This is a genomic window from Rhodothermales bacterium, assembly GCA_013002345.1.
GTDB lineage: Bacteria > Bacteroidota > Rhodothermia > Rhodothermales > JABDKH01 > JABDKH01.
Genome location: JABDKH010000027.1, coordinates 1 through 16,949, shown reverse-complemented (window position 1 = coordinate 16,949; position 16,949 = coordinate 1). Strand labels below are relative to the sequence as shown.

Below are 16,949 nucleotides of genomic sequence, written 5' to 3'. Positions count from 1 at the left end.
CGAAGCGTTTCGAGCGGTATGGCCTCCTCGGGTGAGATGTTTGCAAGGTTGACGTTCGGCCCCAGATGGCGCAGAAACCAGACCTGCTGCGCCTTCCTCGGTGCCTCGAACACCACTTGCTGCCTGCCGACCATATCGACAATCTCGTCCACCAGTCCCTCGCGCACTTCCCCGTCAGGACGATAAAGGCCAACCGTGCCGCTCTCACGAGCCTCACAGATCACGCGGTCACTTCCCGCCCTCAGTTCGGACTCGATCATTTCCACCCAGCGGTAGGGGGGCATGATGTGATCCGTGTCCTTCGATCCCACTTCGCTCAACACCGTGAACTCCTCTGACAGCGCCGAGATCAGCGCGACCTTTTCGGAATGTTCAATCTCGATACATCCATCAGATATTTCGAGAATGCCTATCTCCAGTCCTCGAAGGAACTCGAGATAGCGATCGAGCTGCCCCCGGATGTAGAACGCTTCAAACAGGGTGCCGCCGAGATAGACGTCGATTCCGGCCGACCGATACGCCCGTAGTTTTTCCTCAAGTCCCGGCGTGACGACCGACGTTCCCCACCCGAGTTTGACGAGGTCGATATAGTCAGCCGCAACGCCCAGCATATCTTCAACCTGGCGTACCGAGAGGCCCTTGTCGAGCACATAGGTAAGGCCTTCCTCCCGCGGCTTCCCCGTGCGCTCCGGCAGGCCGCCAATATCAATGTTCAATCCCATATCTCGCAGTGTCGCCAGCCCGCGCCCGCATCGGTCAGGCGCCTGCCGAACCAGCCCCGGGCTACTCCTCCGATTTGAGCGTGGACAATCCGATCGGCGCGTACAACGGGCAGGTTCCTACGGCGCTGGTCAGAAGGAATACGACCGCGAGGATGCCGAGGATGATGGCTGCCGTGCCGCTGATCTGTCCGGTGAAGTACAATACCGCCACAACGACGGCAATAAGAAAGCGTATCACGCGATCGATGGTCCCCATGTTCTTCTTCATTTCGCGCCCTCCTGATGGTCGGATGAATTGAATGTCTGAGTAGTTGCTTCCTATCATCTCACTAATAAAATACGGGCTGATTGCTTCCAAAACGGCGTGACTGCTCAATTAGCAGACAGTTAGCATGATGGCGAAATTCATCAAATGGTTCGGAGTCGCGGCGCTGTTGCTGGTATTCCTCGTGCTGGTCGCAGGTAGTTACTACTACTGGAAGAGTAATCAGCTTCTGGACGCAGCCTATGATGTGGCCCCGATAGGACTCGATTTGCCGCCTGCAGATTCCACGATGCTGGCCCGCGGCAGGCACATCGCCATCACACACGGCTGCATGGACTGCCACGGCCCTGACCTGGCCGGGACTCCGATGATGGACACCATGCCTGTGGCAATCATCCCGGCGTCTAATCTCACGCCGGCGGGGGCCGTCGCGTCGTATACGGACGCGGACTGGTTCCGGGCCATACGAAACGGCATCGGTCCCGACGGCAAGAGCCTGTGGCTGATGCCGTCCGCGGCATACACGCGATTGAGCCCGTCAGACCTGGTAAGTTTGATCTCCTTTCTGAAAAGGGCCGACCCCGTTGTTCGCGACTTCGCCCCGAAGCGCATGGGGCCCCTTGGCCGTATGCTCGTCGCCACCGGCACGTACAAACTGGCGGCCGACCTCGTCGACCATGAATTGCCCCTGAGAGCGGCTCCGCCCGCCGGGCCGACCGCCGCGTACGGCGAATATGTCGTGTACTATTGTCGGTACTGCCACGATGCCGACCTGAGCGGAGGACTCATACAGGGGCCGCCGGGGACGCCTCCCTCATCGAATCTCACTCCCTCTGAAGTCGGGCTCGGTGACTACACGGAAGAGGACTTTTTCCGCGCGCTGAGGGAAGGTCGCAAGCCAGACGGCACTGTCATGGAGACGGTATACATGCCCTGGCAGGCCACCGCCGCCATGACCGATGTAGAAATCCGGGCCATGTGGGAATATCTGCAAACGATCGATCCGCTTGGGGCGGGTAGGGCGAACTAGCGAGACATCATCGGATACAATTGGGACCGATGAGATCACCTCTCATGGAACCGAATGACGGCCGGCCCCGACCGGATCGAGGCCGACCGCCCGGGTGCATCGACGCGTGCCGCCCGGAAGGATGACACGCGCCGATGCAGAGTCGGCAAGCCTGTCAGTACAGAATCCAGCCTTCGTATGTCATCTCGAACGTAAACGATCCTGTCGACGGATCCGTGCCGATACCCTCCTGGACGTAGTATCCAGTCGCTCCCTCAAATCGGCCCGTGCCTCCGGCGATTGTCCCTTCGTGGCGGAACGTCCCATCAGCGAATGACTGTCCTGCGTAGTCGGACCAGTACTCATCTCCGTTTGCGGCGATAACGATTACCGATCCTTCGTACGTGAAGTTTGCCAGGTCCAGGCAATGACCGGTCTGGACGAACGTGATTTTCCCCAGGTGTGAGGCAATCCCTTCGCCCGACATTCTGACCGGTAGACCCGGCATCTCGCCCACCATACAGTCTCCCGGCGCTCCTGCGAAGAATCCTGCGCCCGAGGCGCGGCCCTTCATCTGGACCGGATGGTTCTTCGCCGCCTGTGTCGCCTCAAGGACGGTGTCATGACCGGCCTGCTCTGGCTCTAACAGACCAGCGTCGCTGCAGCCTGCGGCAAAAAACAACATCACCGCGACCATGGACCATCCGAGTAATTGAACCTTCTTCATGATGCACCTCCATGCTTCTCGTGAAATGTCTCGCGTGGCCACCGTAGCCACGCCTCAAGTCACACAAGCAGGAAACGACTCCTGGAGAGCGGACGTGCGACAGATTCGAGTTCTTTTCCGACATGGCACGGTGCTCCGGCGCGTGAACGTTGTCCGACAGACTCTCTGAACACGGTAAACCGGTCTACCTGAGGATGCTTCAGGCGGTTCACGTTTCCTCCGGCTGCGCACGGTGAAGGATGTGCTCGGAGGGCGACTCGCCAAACGCCTGCCGGAACGCCTTCGCGAAGTGGGCCGGTGAACGAAAGCCAACCGCGTAGCTTATCTCCGACACGGTTCCCGCCCTGGCTCTCAGCAGCTGCGACGCCCGCTCAAGGCGAAAACGGCGAACCAACGCAGCGGGGGATTGCTCGGTAACAGACTCTACGCGACGCTCTAGTTGGCGCCGGCTGAGACCCATTTCCTCGGCCAGCCAGTCTATGGTCAGGTTCGCGTCTCCAAGGTGAGCATTGACCGCGTCCAGGAGATGGTCGAGAAAGATCTCCTCTTCCGGCGTGATCTCGATGTCGGCAGGGCGCACGAAAACGTCCCGACTGAATCTCTCGCGCAGGTTGCGTCGGCTACCGATGAGATTCGATATGCGAGCCTTCAGTTCAGCGACGCTGAAGGGCTTGGCGAGGTAGTCGTCGGCGCCACTCTGGAATCCCTCAACGGTGTCCTGTTCGGCGGCCTTGGCAGTCAGCATCACGACGGGGATATGACTAAGCTCTTCGTTCGCCTTAATCAGCCGGCACATCTCGTAGCCGTCCATGTTCGGCATCATAACATCTGCCAGCACGATGTCCGGTCTCTCGTCCCGGGTTGTCGCCAGGCCCTCCTCCCCGTCGGTGGCCTCGACTACTCGATATGTGGATTCCAGATGGGTCCGGATGTATTCTCGCACGTCGGAGTTGTCTTCCACGATCAGTATGAGTGGCTCGTCACCCTCTGCGGTCTGTCGAGCCGCGGTGCCATCTCCAACCGCGATGCCGAGTGTCGTTTCTTCCAGGTCCGCGCTACGGGCAAGGCGCAGAACCTGTCTGTTCTCCCCCAGTGGCGTTGGCTCGTCCGGAAGCGGGATTCGGACCGTGAAAGAACTACCCTGTCCGGGTTCGCTATCGACGAGCAGCGTGCCGCCGTGAAGCTCAGTGAGTTCTCTGGCCAGAGAAAGCCCAATGCCCGACCCCTCGAATCGGCGGCGGATCGAGGTGTCGACCTGCTGGAACCTGTCGAATATGCGCTCCAGGTGCGCCGGGTCTATCCCGGAGCCGCTATCCTTCACGACGATCTCGCACTGAGAAATGCCCTCCGCCTTCGAGGTACCGAGGACGATCTCAACTGCGCCGTCCACGGGTGTGAACTTCAAGGCGTTCGAGATCAAATTCGACAGAACCTTTTCGAGCGCATCAGGATCATAGCGGGCCGGCAATGCCTCAACGTCGGGAAGAAAGTCTAGCGCGATTCGCCTCCTTTCGGCCAGGGGGACGAAGCTACGGTAGATGCCCCGGACGAAGTTCACAAGATCTCCCGGTTCCGGTTGCAGAGCCATTTTGCCAGACTCGAGCCGGGAGAGATCCAGCAGCTGATTGATGAGTCTGAGGAGCCGTCTTGCGCTCCGGTGCATCAGGCGATGCTGCTTTGCCAGGCCTCCCGGATCATCCTGGTACAAACCATCGAGTGCGTCCTGGAGTGGACCGAGTATCAGCGTAAGCGGAGTGCGGAACTCGTGACTGATGTTGGCGAAGAATCGATTCTTGGCCTCGTCCAACTCCACGAGGCGTCGAGCCTGCTCCTCCGTCTTTTCCTTCTCGGCGCGGAGTTCTCTCGTGCGCTCCTCAACGGTTCTCTCCAGTTCCCTCGAGCGCGCCTCCAGGCGTCTGACCCTAACCTGAGATCCGACGAACGCGATGGCCGCAACTCCAGCAAGAAGCACAAAAAGGATCCAGGGCTTCTGCCACCACGGCAGCGGGCTGGAACCCTCAAATGAAACAAGCGCGCCTCCCGATGGAAGCACCGCAACGAGTGCCACGTCGTTGGTTGAAGTCCGTCGCCGCGCCACAGTCGGTATGGTGTCAGACGCCAGCAACACGATCGACGAGTCCGCCAACCCGGTTTCAACGAGGTTCAACTCGAAACTCGCGAGAAGACTTCGGTCGTCCCCGTCCATAATGACGACTGTCGTGTCTACGCGAGGTAGGGGAACTCCCGACTCGAATGCACCAAACGGGATTCGCTCCGTGAACGGCACGATAGAAGGCGTTCCCGATCCCAGCGTAATCGACCGCGTCCCGCCAATGCCGTTAAAGACCGTCACAAGTCCGTCGGCCTGCTGAAGTGTCGAGTCGACCCCAACTTCAGTCACATAAAGTGCGACCGGATTTGTAGCGTCAGCGTCGCGCCGATTCCCGGCAAGCACCGAAACGTACCGGTGCCCGAAAAGAAACTTTTCCTCCAAGGTGTAGAGCGGCTCGTCGTCCCTGCGTCCCGACGCCCTCACCTCGATCTTGATGTCCGGCGCGGTTTCCTCCCGCAAGCCGGAGGGTACGTCGAAAAATGCTGTGGCCGAGCCGGCAGGCACGTTGTTTGCAACAACACGGCCATCGATTAAGACATCTACCGCGTATGACCCTGGATAGGAGGCGATATGGGCAAATTGCAGATGGGCGACATTTTCGGCGGGAGTGTATGTCGTTCCGTCGGACAGCACGATCAGCCTGCAAAAACCGATAAGCGCGGCCGACCTCCGGCCAAAGTCCGTGAAGTCCGGAGCTATATGTAGAACGCTGTCTGTCTCCGCCTGAAAGCAATCGACGTCCCATGCCATTTTCCCCGCGTACAACATGTCGCTGAACTCACCATATCCGTAGAACTTCGCGAGATCGCTTTGCTCCCCAATGCCCCTTACGATATTGGTGACCGCTCCCGCCGGGTCGTTGTTAAATACGACCATCTGAGTGTACCCGGGAAGTTCGGAGCCCTCGGGTGCACCCGCGCGGAAGAAGATCTTGAAAGGCGGTTGGCCGATGCGGTTCGCTGGATCGCCCGCCGCGATGGCGAAGTACCGCTCGCCCGGCTCGAGCGTGACTGTCTCACTGTAGAACGCCTCAGGTTCCTCCACTGCACCCGCACGCTTCACCTCGAGGTTCAGGGGGACAGCGGCCGGATAATCTCGAAAAGGGGTCCCGGTCTTGCGGAGCAGGTCGTCCAGCAGGAGAACGCCATCGAGATAGACATCAATCGTGTCCGCCGCTTCGTAGGTCGACGCGTTGATGAACTGGACCCGTGCCGTCTGGCCGCCGGCCGGTGACCCAATAAGTACGACCAACACCGCGACCAGCGAGAGGCATCTCGTTCGGCGAGCGAAAGACGACCCCATCGTCACACTTTCAAACATTCCCGACACACCCGAAGAATCGTTCCACTGAAGTGACTGCTGGCAAGCGTCGCGGCACCCTGGGCTTGGTCGTTGTGCGACCTGCCCCGGCTATAGAAAACAGGTTCTTCGGAATACTGATGACGGGAAATGGAGCCCCGAAGCGTGGGGAATGTGCGGGCTCGGAGCGGTGAGAGGCCTACTCCACATTCACGGCCACGGCCGGCTGCACCGACGCCGCCCTGGAAGCCGGGTAGAGAGACGCCACTACGCACAGAAGCAAGGCAATCGCCGCGACTCCCGCAACATCCCATACCCGGATAGAAACCGGATACGCCCGAAGCAGAAACGAGTCCGCACCCACAAGTGGCACCAGTTCCAGGTACTTCTGCGCCAGCGACATCCCCAGGCCCAGGACCAGCCCGGCAATCGTTCCCGTAATGCCGATCAACAGGCCCTCAAGTCGGAAAATCCAGGCGATATCCTTCCGCGACACGCCCATGGCCTGCAACACCCCGATGTCCCGACGTTTCTCCAGGACCACCATTGTTATGGAGGCCACGATGCTGAACGCAGCCACGACAATGATCAGGGCCAGAATGAGCGTCGCAGCCCACTTCTCCAGTTTCATCACGCTGTAGAGCGATCTCTGAAGATCATACCACGTGCTGACAGCAAATCGATCGGACGGAAGTCTGGCCTGAAGCTGTGATTTGACGGCCGCCGCCTTCTCGAGATCATCCAGACGAATCTCGATGCCGGTGACAGACTTGCCCGTGCGAAAGAGCCGCTGCGCCTCGGAGATCGCGATATACACACGGCTTTCGTCGTTTCCCGACTCCAGGTCGTAGACCCCTCGGACTTCAAACCGCGGAACGTGGAATCCGGCAAACGGCTGCGTGATTCGTCGCTCCAGTTCCGGTGCCGAAAGCAGACCAAGCCGGCTGGCATCAAGCGAACCGCTTTTTGGAGACAGCCCGAATCGCCGCGCCAACCCGATCCCGATCACCATTCCCGACAGCCCGTCCTCACGCTCCAGATTGAATGAGCCGAATCCCGTTCGGTCCACCTCGTCCTCCGATGAAAACTGCCCGGGATCGATGCCCCTCACAAGTACGACCTTCGCCGTCTCGGTTTCTCCTTCGTACGCCAGCAGGGCCTTGCCCTGCACATACGGCGTGGCGGTAACGACGCCCGGAATGGCAAGGGCGACCTGCCGAACCGAATCGGGAGATGGAATCCCCCGGCCCTGCACCGCCTCAATGCGCACATGAGGATCAACCGAAACAAGGAGGTCGCGCACGAAATCGAAGAAGCCGTTCATCACCGACAACACAATGATGAGCGCCGCCACTCCCACCGTCACTCCTACAGTGGATATCCCCGTGATAATCGAAATCAGCGTCAGTCGCTTTCGGCCAACGAGATATCGGCGTGCTATGAAGAGGCGGAAGTCCAAATGAGATCTGACCTGTCGGCGCCGGTTAACGACAACCGGTGATGTCCCGCCTACTCCATTGCCATCTCTGGGTTCGCGAAGAGTTCGTCCGGAACCGATGGCGGAAGCGCGTGCACCTCAGTGAGGATCGCGACGGGTGCAGTGGCGGACTCCTTTCGCTGAGCAAGCCGAACGGTGCCCGACGGCATTTCGAAGTTCCGGTAGTCAGTCCAGTAGTAGGATGAAGTGCGGGCGCCGCGGCCCTGCAGGACGTACGTCCATTTCACTACGTCGCCACTGTTCCTCTCGACTTCGATCCAGTACTGATCTCCCGGTGTCAGCCCCACGCCGGCAAACGCGAGATGAATCATTTCTGTATCGCTCGAAGAGGAGTCGGGCAAATACGTCCGCGTGACTCCGGGGTCGAACAGCTTCGTCGGCGCCATCAGCCAGTACATATCATTGATAAACCGTTGATATGCGGTTTCGAGGAGCGCCGCCTCATCAACGCCTGCCTCCTCTCCGTTGACAAAGGCGTGCCCATCGCGCGTGTTCACATTGAACAGGGCGACCACGGTCGTATCGGTGCCCCTCGTCCACTCCACTCTGTATCTGCCCTCGTGACGATCCCAGAGATGACGAACGGCGGATCTTTGCGCTCCCTCTCGCTCGACGGCGAAGTCGAATCGTATATACCGGACGCCGGCCCAGGCTTCCGAGCCACCCGTCGCCTCCAGCACCTGCATCGCAACGGTGTCGGCTCGGCTCGTCATCTTGATCTGTGCCGCTTCCTGTTCCGTTCGGGTCGAGCACGCGGCGAGTATCAGCATGGCTGCGAATGCCATGCCCGCCGCGGGCGATTTCCAGTCTGCCCGCTTACACGTTGAACCTGAACAATATGACGTCTCCATCCTGCACCTCGTACTCTTTTCCTTCTGAGCGCATCACTCCCGCATCCCGCGCCGCGGCCTCCGAGCCAAGGCGGTCGTAGTCCACATACTTGATGGTCTCAGCTCGAATGAATCCGCGCTCGAAATCGGTGTGTATCGTACCCGCTGCGGCTGCCGCTTTTGTCCCGCGCTTTATCGTCCACGCACGCGCCTGGTTCGGGCCTGCTGTAAAGAAGGTAATCAGATCCAGTAAATCATATGCGGCGTGGACGAGCCGATCAAGACCGGATTCGTGCATTCCGAGTGCTTCCAGGAAGACGGCCCGTTCGGCCGGGTCCAGTTCGGCTATCTGTGCTTCGATTTCCGCTACGACCGTAACTACGACGGCTCCTTCGACGCGGGCGATATCCTCCACGGCGCGAACGTACGCGTTTCCGGTGGCCGCATCTTCTTCAGAGACATTCGCAGCGTACAGCACCTTCTTGTTCGTGAGCAGGAAAAGCGGCTTCATCCATGCCGCCTCTTCCGGCTTCATCTCGAACAGGCGCGCCGGCTGGCCGCTCCCGAGAAACTCGACCAGGCGCTCGTAGAAACTTACCTCGGCGAGCACCTTCTTGTCGCCGGATCGTGAAGCCTTTATGGTCCGCTCCAGTTTCTGTTCGGCCGAGTCCAGATCTTTCAGGAGCAGTTCTGTTTCGATGGTTTCAATATCGCGCGCGGGATCTACATCGGTCTCTACGTGCACAACATTGTCATCGTCGAAGCATCTGACGACGTGGATGATCGCATCCACTTCCCGAATGTGTCCGAGAAACTGATTCCCGAGGCCTTCGCCTTTCGATGCTCCCGCAACGAGGCCCGCGATGTCAACAAATTCTATCGTTGTCGGCACCGTTTCGGGTGCTCCGGCGAGTTCCGCGAGCCGCGCCACTCGCTTGTCGGGGATAGGGACGACGCCTACATTCGGTTCGATGGTGCAGAACGGATAGTTCGCCGAATCTGCGCCGGCGCTGCTGAGCGCATTGAACAGGGTTGATTTGCCGACGTTGGGCAGCCCAACAATCCCACAGCGAAGTGGCATCCTCTACTCCGTCTTCAGGTATTGAAAAGGAACTCGCGCAGTATCGGGGCGAGACCTCTTCTGTTCCGCAGTTCACTGCGTACGGGCACCGCCTTTCGCACAATTCGCAGAGTATTATCTCTCATCAAGGATTTGAGGGGATTGTCCGTCTGGTAGTCTTCGCCACATTATCGTTTCTCCTGATGCCGCTCGCCGCGTCCGCCCAGCGCATTACGTCGGCCGACGTCCTCCAGTTGGGAGCTGCGGGACTGCCCGGGGTGGGCATTCAGCTGGGATACGTTGACGCCGGTGACATCTTCACCCGGGAAGCACTCGTTTATGCTGATGTCAGGCCTCGCTTTCAGTCGGACAATGAGACGTTGCTGATATCCGCGGGCGTGGGGGTATCGATCCGAATCGTTGGCGGACTCGAGACCGTGGAGCTCATCACGCCAAGAATCTGGGACTTACATCTCGGCGTGCGCTTTGGCCCGGGACTGCTCTTTCGCCGAAACGAAACGCGGGCCGAAAAGAATCAGCGTTTCTCTCTCTTTCTTGATCCGTTCGTGCGCTTCACCGTGGCGCCCCGCGGAAAGCAAACGTACTTCCTGGAGGCCGGTGTTCACCGGCCATCGCTGCGCGCCGGTGTGTGGCTCCGGATCTGAGCCGAGCCCCTACCAGTCCGTGTTTCGAACAATCACGAACTCGCGCTCGGGAAGTATGACCGCTGTCAACTTTCCCAGCAGCGGATTGAAGCGATAGACGCAACCCGTGTCGATGTTGATAAGCTGGGGGTGATCGATCGGCTTCGAGACGGGGGTGTGTCCACACACGACAACCTTCTCCCATGCATATTCGTCGACGTTGAGGTGGCTTCGCTCCCAGAGGAATACCTCGGGGTCGACCTGGCCCTTGTTCTCCTCAATCGTCAAGAAGGGCTTGAGGCCCGCGTGCACGAAAAAGTAGTCTTCTGTCTCGTGGAAGTACGTGGTCGCCTGCACGAACTCAACGTGATCATCCGGAAAGCTCGCGTCTTCCGAACCGTTCAGGTAGCTGCCCACCGTTTCCCGGCCACCATTCATCGACCAGATTTCGTCGACGCCTTCTTCCAGGTACTCGAGGAACATGGATTCATGATTGCCCCGCAGAAACGTGCAGGTGTAGTGTTCGCGAAGTTCAATCAGGCGCTGGATCACGCCCTTTGAATCGGGGCCTCGATCGACGTAGTCGCCTACGAAGATCAAGTGCATGTCGGCTGTGAGCTCGAGCTTTTCGAGAAGGCGATCGAGCGTCTTCAAGCAGCCGTGGACATCACCAATTGCAATCTGCTTCATGCGGAATAGAACCTACGAACCTGGAGCCTGATCAATCGAAGGCGCATCGGGCGCCACACTTCTTTCTTCCAGCGAGTCCATTCCGACAAGGCCCCGGCCGCTCTTCCGTAGCCTCCCCTGCTCGTAGAGCAGGAGAAGGACCGCGTCCAGGATTCCATTAATGAACTTGCCGCTGTTTTCAGTACTAAATCTCTTCGCGATCTCAATCGATTCGTTAATCGACACTTTGGGCGGGATATCTGGAAAAGATAGCATTTCGCAGATGGCCATCCGCAGAAGGAGCCTGTCAATCAGGGCAATTCGCGAGAATTCCCAGTTGTCGGCGTGTGATCGGATAATCTCATTGGCCTCCTCTTCACCGTCAATCGCTCGCAGGAACAGTCTTTGTGAGAACCGAAGCGATGTCTCATCGTCCTCGAGCCCGGGGCGAATGATGTGCTTGATGATGTGCTCCGGCGAGCCACCGCCCTGCTCGTAAGCATAGAGCGCCTGCATCACTCTCTCTCGTACCTCACGTCGGCTGCTCATTTTCCGCTGCGCCACGATTTGAATGAACGGGTCTGATTCGCGATGGTCAAGAACAGTGTTCTTGCATTTTCGCGTAGCAAGAATACCACGCCCCCCCATTGGATCCAAGCTGTGCACATCCTCTTCAAGACGCCGCCAACGTTTCTCGAAGCTCAACCGGGCGAGGGTTATGGAACACGCAAGTTCAGTGTCTTCCATAACAGAACCGGTTACCCATGCATCGTTGCGGAAGCGTGTCGTCGACGTCGCCAGCCTTGATCGTGGCGATCGCGCTGGCTGTTGGAATATGGTGGTCCGATCTCCATGCCGGATACGTGTGGACCGGCAGCTTTGCTATAATCGTTGCCGGCGTCATTGCTGCAACACATCTGATTCGTAGACGATCGGGGGTGGCCGTTCATCTCCCGTTGTCAAGATTCGCAGTCGCAATTCTTCTCTTGATCTGCGGCGGCTCGATGCGCAACCAGTTTGTGCGACAGGGGGAGAGCGCGTGGGCGTCCATCTATCGCGTCGCGGAAGACCGGGAGGTAATGGTCGAAGGCCGTGTCGGGGAGATGCGGAAGTCAGGGTCGGGAGCAAGACGTTTCGTGCTGGATGATGTTCGCCTCCGAACCGGTCGTCGTGTTCCGGGGCGTGTTCTCGTATATCCATCGCCTCACCATCCGTCGCCCGGATCGGGGGCACGCGTTATGGTCTCAGGGCGCCTGGCGTCTCTGCCACACGCGAGGAACCCGGGCGAATTCGACTACGCCGTCTACCTCCGACGCCGGGCCATACATGGCCGCCTCTTCATGGATGACGGCGGAACGTTTCGCCTGCTCAGCCCCGCGCCGGGCTTCGTGCGCGCCACCGCGAGCGTCCGTGATTTTGTCGAGGCGAAGTTGATCGCTCACATCCCCTCTGATGCCTCGCGATCCGTTCTGGTCGCCATGGTTCTCGGTGATCGATCAGGAATCGACCCTGTCATGCAGGAGACCTTCGTCGCTACGGGCCTGGTACACCTCCTCGCCGTCTCGGGTCTGCACGTCATGATCGTCGGACTCACGTTCCATCGAATGTGTCGTCCCGCTCTCCTTCGGCTCCGGATGACGTGGCGAATCGCCGAGTCCCTGCGATCGGTGGCCACCCTGAGCTTACTCGTCGTCTACGCCATGATTACGGGCCTGCCGGCATCTGTGGTCAGAGCCGTTACGATGACGGCCGCGATGTTGCTCGGACCGGTGATACAGCGCAGCTCACAATCTCTGAACAGTCTCGGTGTGGCCGCGGCCGCCATTCTCTGGATGCAACCGTACTCCCTTTTCGATCCCGGATTCCAGCTCAGCGTTTCCGCCGTCAGTGGAATCATCCTTATGGTTCCGCCCCTGAAGAAAACGCTCGGACGACGCTTCTCCGCCCGAGTCATAGAAGGAGCTGTTTGCTCGAGTCTTCTCGTATCACTTTCAGCTACGGCTTCCACACTTCCGGTGTTGATGGCACACTTCGGTCGAGCGTCACTCGCGGGGATTCCCCTGAATGTTGTGGCGATACCTCTTGCCGCAGCCGCCCTGTCGTCGGCTGTCCTGTGTCTGATAGCGACGCCGATGCCGTTGATTGCGTCGGCGTTCGGAGCAAGCGCAGATCTGTGTATGCGATTGTTGACGAAACTTGCATCCACCGGATCACGACTCCTGTCTCCACTCGACATCGACGCCGCTTCCGGATTGGTCGGTCACGTGGGCGTCGTGACCCTCATCGTCATACTCGTGCATCTACACCAGCCGGTGCGAACCCGTCGCACTTTGGCCGCCGGCATGATTCTTATCGCGCTTCTTCGACTTCGTCCGCTGGTAGAAACGCCCACCCTCGATGTCCTCTTTTTCGACGCAGGCCAGGGAGATGCAACCCTCATCAAGACACCGCATGGAGCATATGTACTTGTTGATGCAGGTCCTCGCAATGATCGCTTTGACACCGCAGCACGTGTCATCTTGCCGTTCCTGTCCCGGAATCGCATTAGCCGTATCGACATTCTTCTACTGACTCACGCACACGCCGATCATATTGGAGGCGCAAGCTCCATCCTCAGAACCATCGATGTGGGTCGACTGGTCCATACGGGGATCCGCCACTCGTCCACTATGATGGAAGAGGTATTGAATGTAGCAGACAGTGTTGGAGTGCCCCGGCAGCGAATCGCTGCGGGAGACAGCCTGCAGCTGGATGCCAACGTCCGGATGTATGTCGCTGGCCCCTCATCATCAATTCTCGCGACAGCCGGTGAAAACAACCGGTCCGCCGTCGGTATCGTCACGTTTGGACAAACATCCCTGCTCCTGATGGGTGACGCGGAAGAGCTGGCGGAAGCTGATCTCCTCGAGAGGTACAAGACGATTCTAGCCGCTGACGTTGTGAAGGTGGGCCACCACGGGTCGGCTACGAGCAGTCGTCAGGATCTCGTGTCTGCCGTCACTCAATCTTCCCGGGAAAAATCGTGGGCGGTTGTCAGCGTTGGTCGAAGGAACTCGTACGGACTGCCGAGTCGTCGCGTGCTCGACAGATGGAAGTCCGCCGGCATGGAAACGTTATCGACTGCCACGAACGGCGCGGTGCTCGTCAGGTCCGATGGCGCTTCTTTCGAGCGAGTCGTGTGGCGCCGGCTGCGGTGACTACTGATTGAGAAACAACGGAAGCGGGCACTCCTTGAGTAGCTTCTCTGTAATCGACCCGAAAGCAATTCGCTTGATGCCCGAGACGGAGTGGGAACCGATCGCAAGCATGTCCGCATCCACGTCTCGCGAGTAGTCGAGAATCGCTGTTCGGGCATCATTACTCTTCAAACTTGCAGCCGTCGCTTCGACACCGTGTGCAGCCAGGTACTCTTTGAGGAGCGAGAGCATCAGTTCAGACTCGGAAGAGTCTTTCTCGTAAACATTAACAAGATGGACGGCTACGTCGGGTCCAAACGGCTTCAGATGTGCATAGTCCCTGACGGTTCGCGCTGACGCAAGACTGCCGTCGTATGCAACAACGAGCCGGCGAATTGTTGTGTAGGAGTCGCTGACAACAATCGAGGGAGCAACCGTGGCCTTTACTACTGACGCGAGGGTATCGGGAGTTTCTTTCTTTGGGTGACCATAAAACAGGTGTGGATCCCGTCCAATTAGAAGTAAATCGTGGTACTTCATGTCCTCCACGATTCGTTGCACGGGAACACCCTCCTGAACCATCTCCACGTGTTCAATACCAGCATCGACCACGGCAGACTCAAACGTCTGAATCAACTCTCTGGCTTTGACGCGCGTTTCGGTGGTGAGCTTCTCGCGGAGCTTCTCGGCGTAGTAAAAACTTCCAATTCCACCGCCCTTCGACCCTGACTTGATGCTTCCAAGGTCAACAACTGCAAGGCCCGTCACTGACGCATCAAACCGTTTCGCAATTTCCGTCGCATATCGAATGGCGACAGCTGTGTCGGAATCAGCATCCAGGGCTACAAGAATTTTCTTGATCATATTCATCTTACCGGCGTGCCAGACTTTCGGAATAATGTAATCCCCCAACCAATGGGTGCCAACGGATATTGGGAGGAGAGATGAACCCGAAGGTTACTGACAGATTGTCTTACTCTTACTTCTTAAAGAGTATTAATTAGATAGGATGTAGTGGGTAGTTGGCCGTGTTGGGTTCTTGATAACCGGGCTATCCACGGGGCTGCCCACAAATGTGTATTACGCGCACAGGCTTCCCAACAACGTTATCCACCGATTGTTGATGCGCTAATTGGCCGGAATTGCAGGCAGTTCGACTATTCGGCCCCGGAGCAAGAACATATCAACACCGGTGTTCATCTCCGGCCCGAGCCTTGCGCGCGCCCTTGTCCACACGTGTCTAGATTGTGAGTTGGTGTTGGCCGGACTGTGAAGACGAAGTGGGTGATCCACACCCGTTCACACGACGAAACTTTCCACAATCTCCAACACGGGTTGCCAACAGGCTTGTCCACCCGGAGGCCCTGGCGCATGTGCAAAGAATAATGCAATCAGGAACGCCCGAGGAGTTTGTACATCTCGGCCTTGTAGTCCTCGACGCCGGGCTGATCAAACGGATTGACCCCCAGCAGGTAGCCGCCGACGGCCACGGCGTGCTCAAAGAAGTAAATAAGACGACCAATTGAGACGGCCTCGAGCGAATCGATCGTAATCGTCATATTGGGCACACCCCCGTTGAGATGGGCCCGAGCCGTTCCCTCGTACGCCTTCTGATTCACGGCAGACAACCGTTGCCCGGTCAGGTATTCCAGGCCATCCGGCGGGCCATCAACCTCGGGCACCACAAGAGTGTCTGAAACCTGGCGCTCCATCAGGAACGTCTCGATGACCCGCCTCTGTCCGTCCTGCATGTACTGACCGATGGAGTGCAGGTCGGTGGTGTACTGCACCATGACCGGGAAGAGTCCGCGATGGTTCTTGCCTTCACTTTCCCCAAAGAGTTGTTGCCACCAGCGCGCAATACCATAGAGCCGCGGCTCGAGGACGGCAAGGGCGTCCACGGAGTACCCCTTTTCGTGAAGCAGGTAGCGCGCGGCGGCATATTCGAGCGCGACGTTGTCTTCGTTTGTCACAAGGAGATCGCACATTTCAACGGCGCCACGGAACAGTGCCCGGATATCGACCCCGGCGGCAGCGATCGGAAGAAGACCGACGGGCGTGAGAACAGAAAAGCGACCGCCCACGTCGGCAGGGATCACATAGCGGCGGTACCCGTGCACGTCGCGAAGCTCGTTGAGCTTTCCGCGATCGGGGTCGGTTGTCACGATGATCCGCCTGTCGGCATCTTCGAAAGTGTCGTGCATCCAGTTACGAAGAAGCCGGAACGCTATGGCGGGCTCAAGAGTGGTTCCGCTCTTGGAAATCACATTGACGTATACGGATTTCCCTTCCAGATACCGGAGCAGTTCTTGATGATAGGAGCCACTGAGGTGGTGGCCGGCGAACAGGATCTCGGGGGATCCTTCCGGCCGTGTGAGGTGAGGTGTCAACGCAGCAATGACGGCCTGGGCGCCCAGGTACGACCCGCCAATTCCGATACATACGAGGACGTCCGCCCGCTCTCGTATCTCCGCCGCTGTACTCTCCAGCTCCTCCAGCAGGGCACTGGCGGAACTACCGAGCAAGTCTCGCCAGCCCAGGTAGTTGTTGCCGGCGCCACTCTTTTGCAGCAGGCTCTGGTGCGCTGCGACCAGCCGCGGGTGGAGAACTTCGTATTCCTCCGCGGCGACAAATGGCGAAAGATTGTTGCGATTGAGTTCCAACATGGATGGACACCCGGGCGGGGCAGTTAGTGAATCTGCGGACAAACGTGGCGACGCGTGATGGAGCCGCTCCCAAAACTATGAAAGAAACGGCATGCGGCCCGTGCGCGCAGCTGGCGACAACACGGACAACGGCGCCCGCTCAGCGGCAGAACATTCGGGCAGCAGCGTCGTCAGTATTCCTACACCCCACCACCGCATGACTTTATGAATCGGCTTCCCGGTCGATTCTTCAGAGTACCGGCAGCACCCACGCCGGCTCACGGTCATGCAC

General features: G+C 58.6%; 14 protein-coding genes. 3 read left to right on the top strand and 11 right to left on the bottom strand.

Features of this window, described 5'->3' with window-relative positions:
* Positions 1-716: phosphosulfolactate synthase (locus tag HKN37_01285; protein ID NNE45272.1), on the bottom strand; the 716-nt coding region annotated here is incomplete at its 3' end.
* A 67-nt stretch (positions 717-783) separates the two neighbouring features.
* Positions 784-990 carry a DUF2892 domain-containing protein gene (locus tag HKN37_01280; protein NNE45271.1) on the bottom strand — a complete coding sequence of 69 codons (207 nt, stop codon included), beginning with the start codon at positions 988-990 and terminating at the stop codon, positions 784-786.
* Between the two features lie 124 nt (positions 991-1,114).
* Here HKN37_01280 and HKN37_01275 point away from each other — a divergent pair, with 124 nt between their 5' ends.
* Positions 1,115-2,017, top strand: a complete 903-nt coding sequence (locus tag HKN37_01275) for a c-type cytochrome (GenBank protein NNE45270.1) — start codon at positions 1,115-1,117, stop codon at positions 2,015-2,017.
* 154 nt (positions 2,018-2,171) lie between these two features.
* Here HKN37_01275 and HKN37_01270 read toward each other — a convergent pair whose 3' ends face one another.
* From HKN37_01270 to ychF, 5 genes are all read right to left on the bottom strand, one after another.
* Complete coding sequence (locus tag HKN37_01270) at positions 2,172-2,723, bottom strand: hypothetical protein (protein ID NNE45269.1); 552 nt, start codon at positions 2,721-2,723, stop codon at positions 2,172-2,174.
* A gap of 208 nt (positions 2,724-2,931) precedes the next feature.
* Positions 2,932-6,156, bottom strand: a complete 3,225-nt coding sequence (locus HKN37_01265) for a response regulator (GenBank protein ID NNE45268.1) — start codon at positions 6,154-6,156, stop codon at positions 2,932-2,934.
* 178 nt (positions 6,157-6,334) lie between these two features.
* On the bottom strand, positions 6,335-7,594 hold the full coding sequence (locus HKN37_01260) for an FtsX-like permease family protein (GenBank protein NNE45267.1): 1,260 nt from the start codon (positions 7,592-7,594) through the stop codon (positions 6,335-6,337).
* A 50-nt stretch (positions 7,595-7,644) separates the two neighbouring features.
* On the bottom strand, positions 7,645-8,418 hold the full coding sequence (locus tag HKN37_01255; protein NNE45266.1) for a hypothetical protein: 774 nt from the start codon (positions 8,416-8,418) through the stop codon (positions 7,645-7,647).
* Between the two features lie 31 nt (positions 8,419-8,449).
* On the bottom strand, positions 8,450-9,544 hold the full coding sequence (ychF, locus tag HKN37_01250) for a redox-regulated ATPase YchF (protein ID NNE45265.1): 1,095 nt from the start codon (positions 9,542-9,544) through the stop codon (positions 8,450-8,452).
* Between ychF and HKN37_01245 the strand changes: the two genes are divergently transcribed.
* Entirely contained in the window at positions 9,538-10,188 is a 651-nt protein-coding gene (locus tag HKN37_01245) for a hypothetical protein (GenBank protein NNE45264.1), read from the top strand. The two genes, ychF and HKN37_01245, sit on opposite strands and share 7 nt — an antisense overlap.
* 9 nt (positions 10,189-10,197) lie before the next feature.
* On the opposite strand, the gene HKN37_01240 is transcribed toward HKN37_01245, so the two are convergent.
* Complete coding sequence (locus HKN37_01240; GenBank protein NNE45263.1) at positions 10,198-10,857, bottom strand: serine/threonine protein phosphatase; 660 nt, start codon at positions 10,855-10,857, stop codon at positions 10,198-10,200.
* A gap of 12 nt (positions 10,858-10,869) precedes the next feature.
* Positions 10,870-11,385 (bottom strand): transcription antitermination factor NusB, encoded by a 516-nt coding sequence (gene nusB / locus HKN37_01235; protein ID NNE45262.1) that lies wholly within the window; start codon positions 11,383-11,385, stop codon positions 10,870-10,872.
* 215 nt (positions 11,386-11,600) lie between these two features.
* Between nusB and HKN37_01230 the strand changes: the two genes are divergently transcribed.
* Complete coding sequence (locus tag HKN37_01230) at positions 11,601-14,033, top strand: DNA internalization-related competence protein ComEC/Rec2 (protein NNE45261.1); 2,433 nt, start codon at positions 11,601-11,603, stop codon at positions 14,031-14,033.
* Here the strand turns inward: HKN37_01230 and HKN37_01225 are convergent, their stop codons facing one another.
* Both HKN37_01225 and HKN37_01220 read right to left on the bottom strand, forming a co-directional pair.
* The gene (locus tag HKN37_01225) at positions 14,034-14,876 is read right to left on the bottom strand and encodes a universal stress protein (protein ID NNE45260.1); all 843 of its coding nucleotides are present in this window, start codon (positions 14,874-14,876) and stop codon (positions 14,034-14,036) included. It abuts the gene before it with no gap.
* A 527-nt stretch (positions 14,877-15,403) separates the two neighbouring features.
* Positions 15,404-16,678, bottom strand: coding sequence for a glucose-6-phosphate isomerase (locus tag HKN37_01220; GenBank protein NNE45259.1), 1,275 nt, complete (start codon positions 16,676-16,678; stop codon positions 15,404-15,406).
* Positions 16,679-16,949 lie beyond the last annotated feature (271 nt).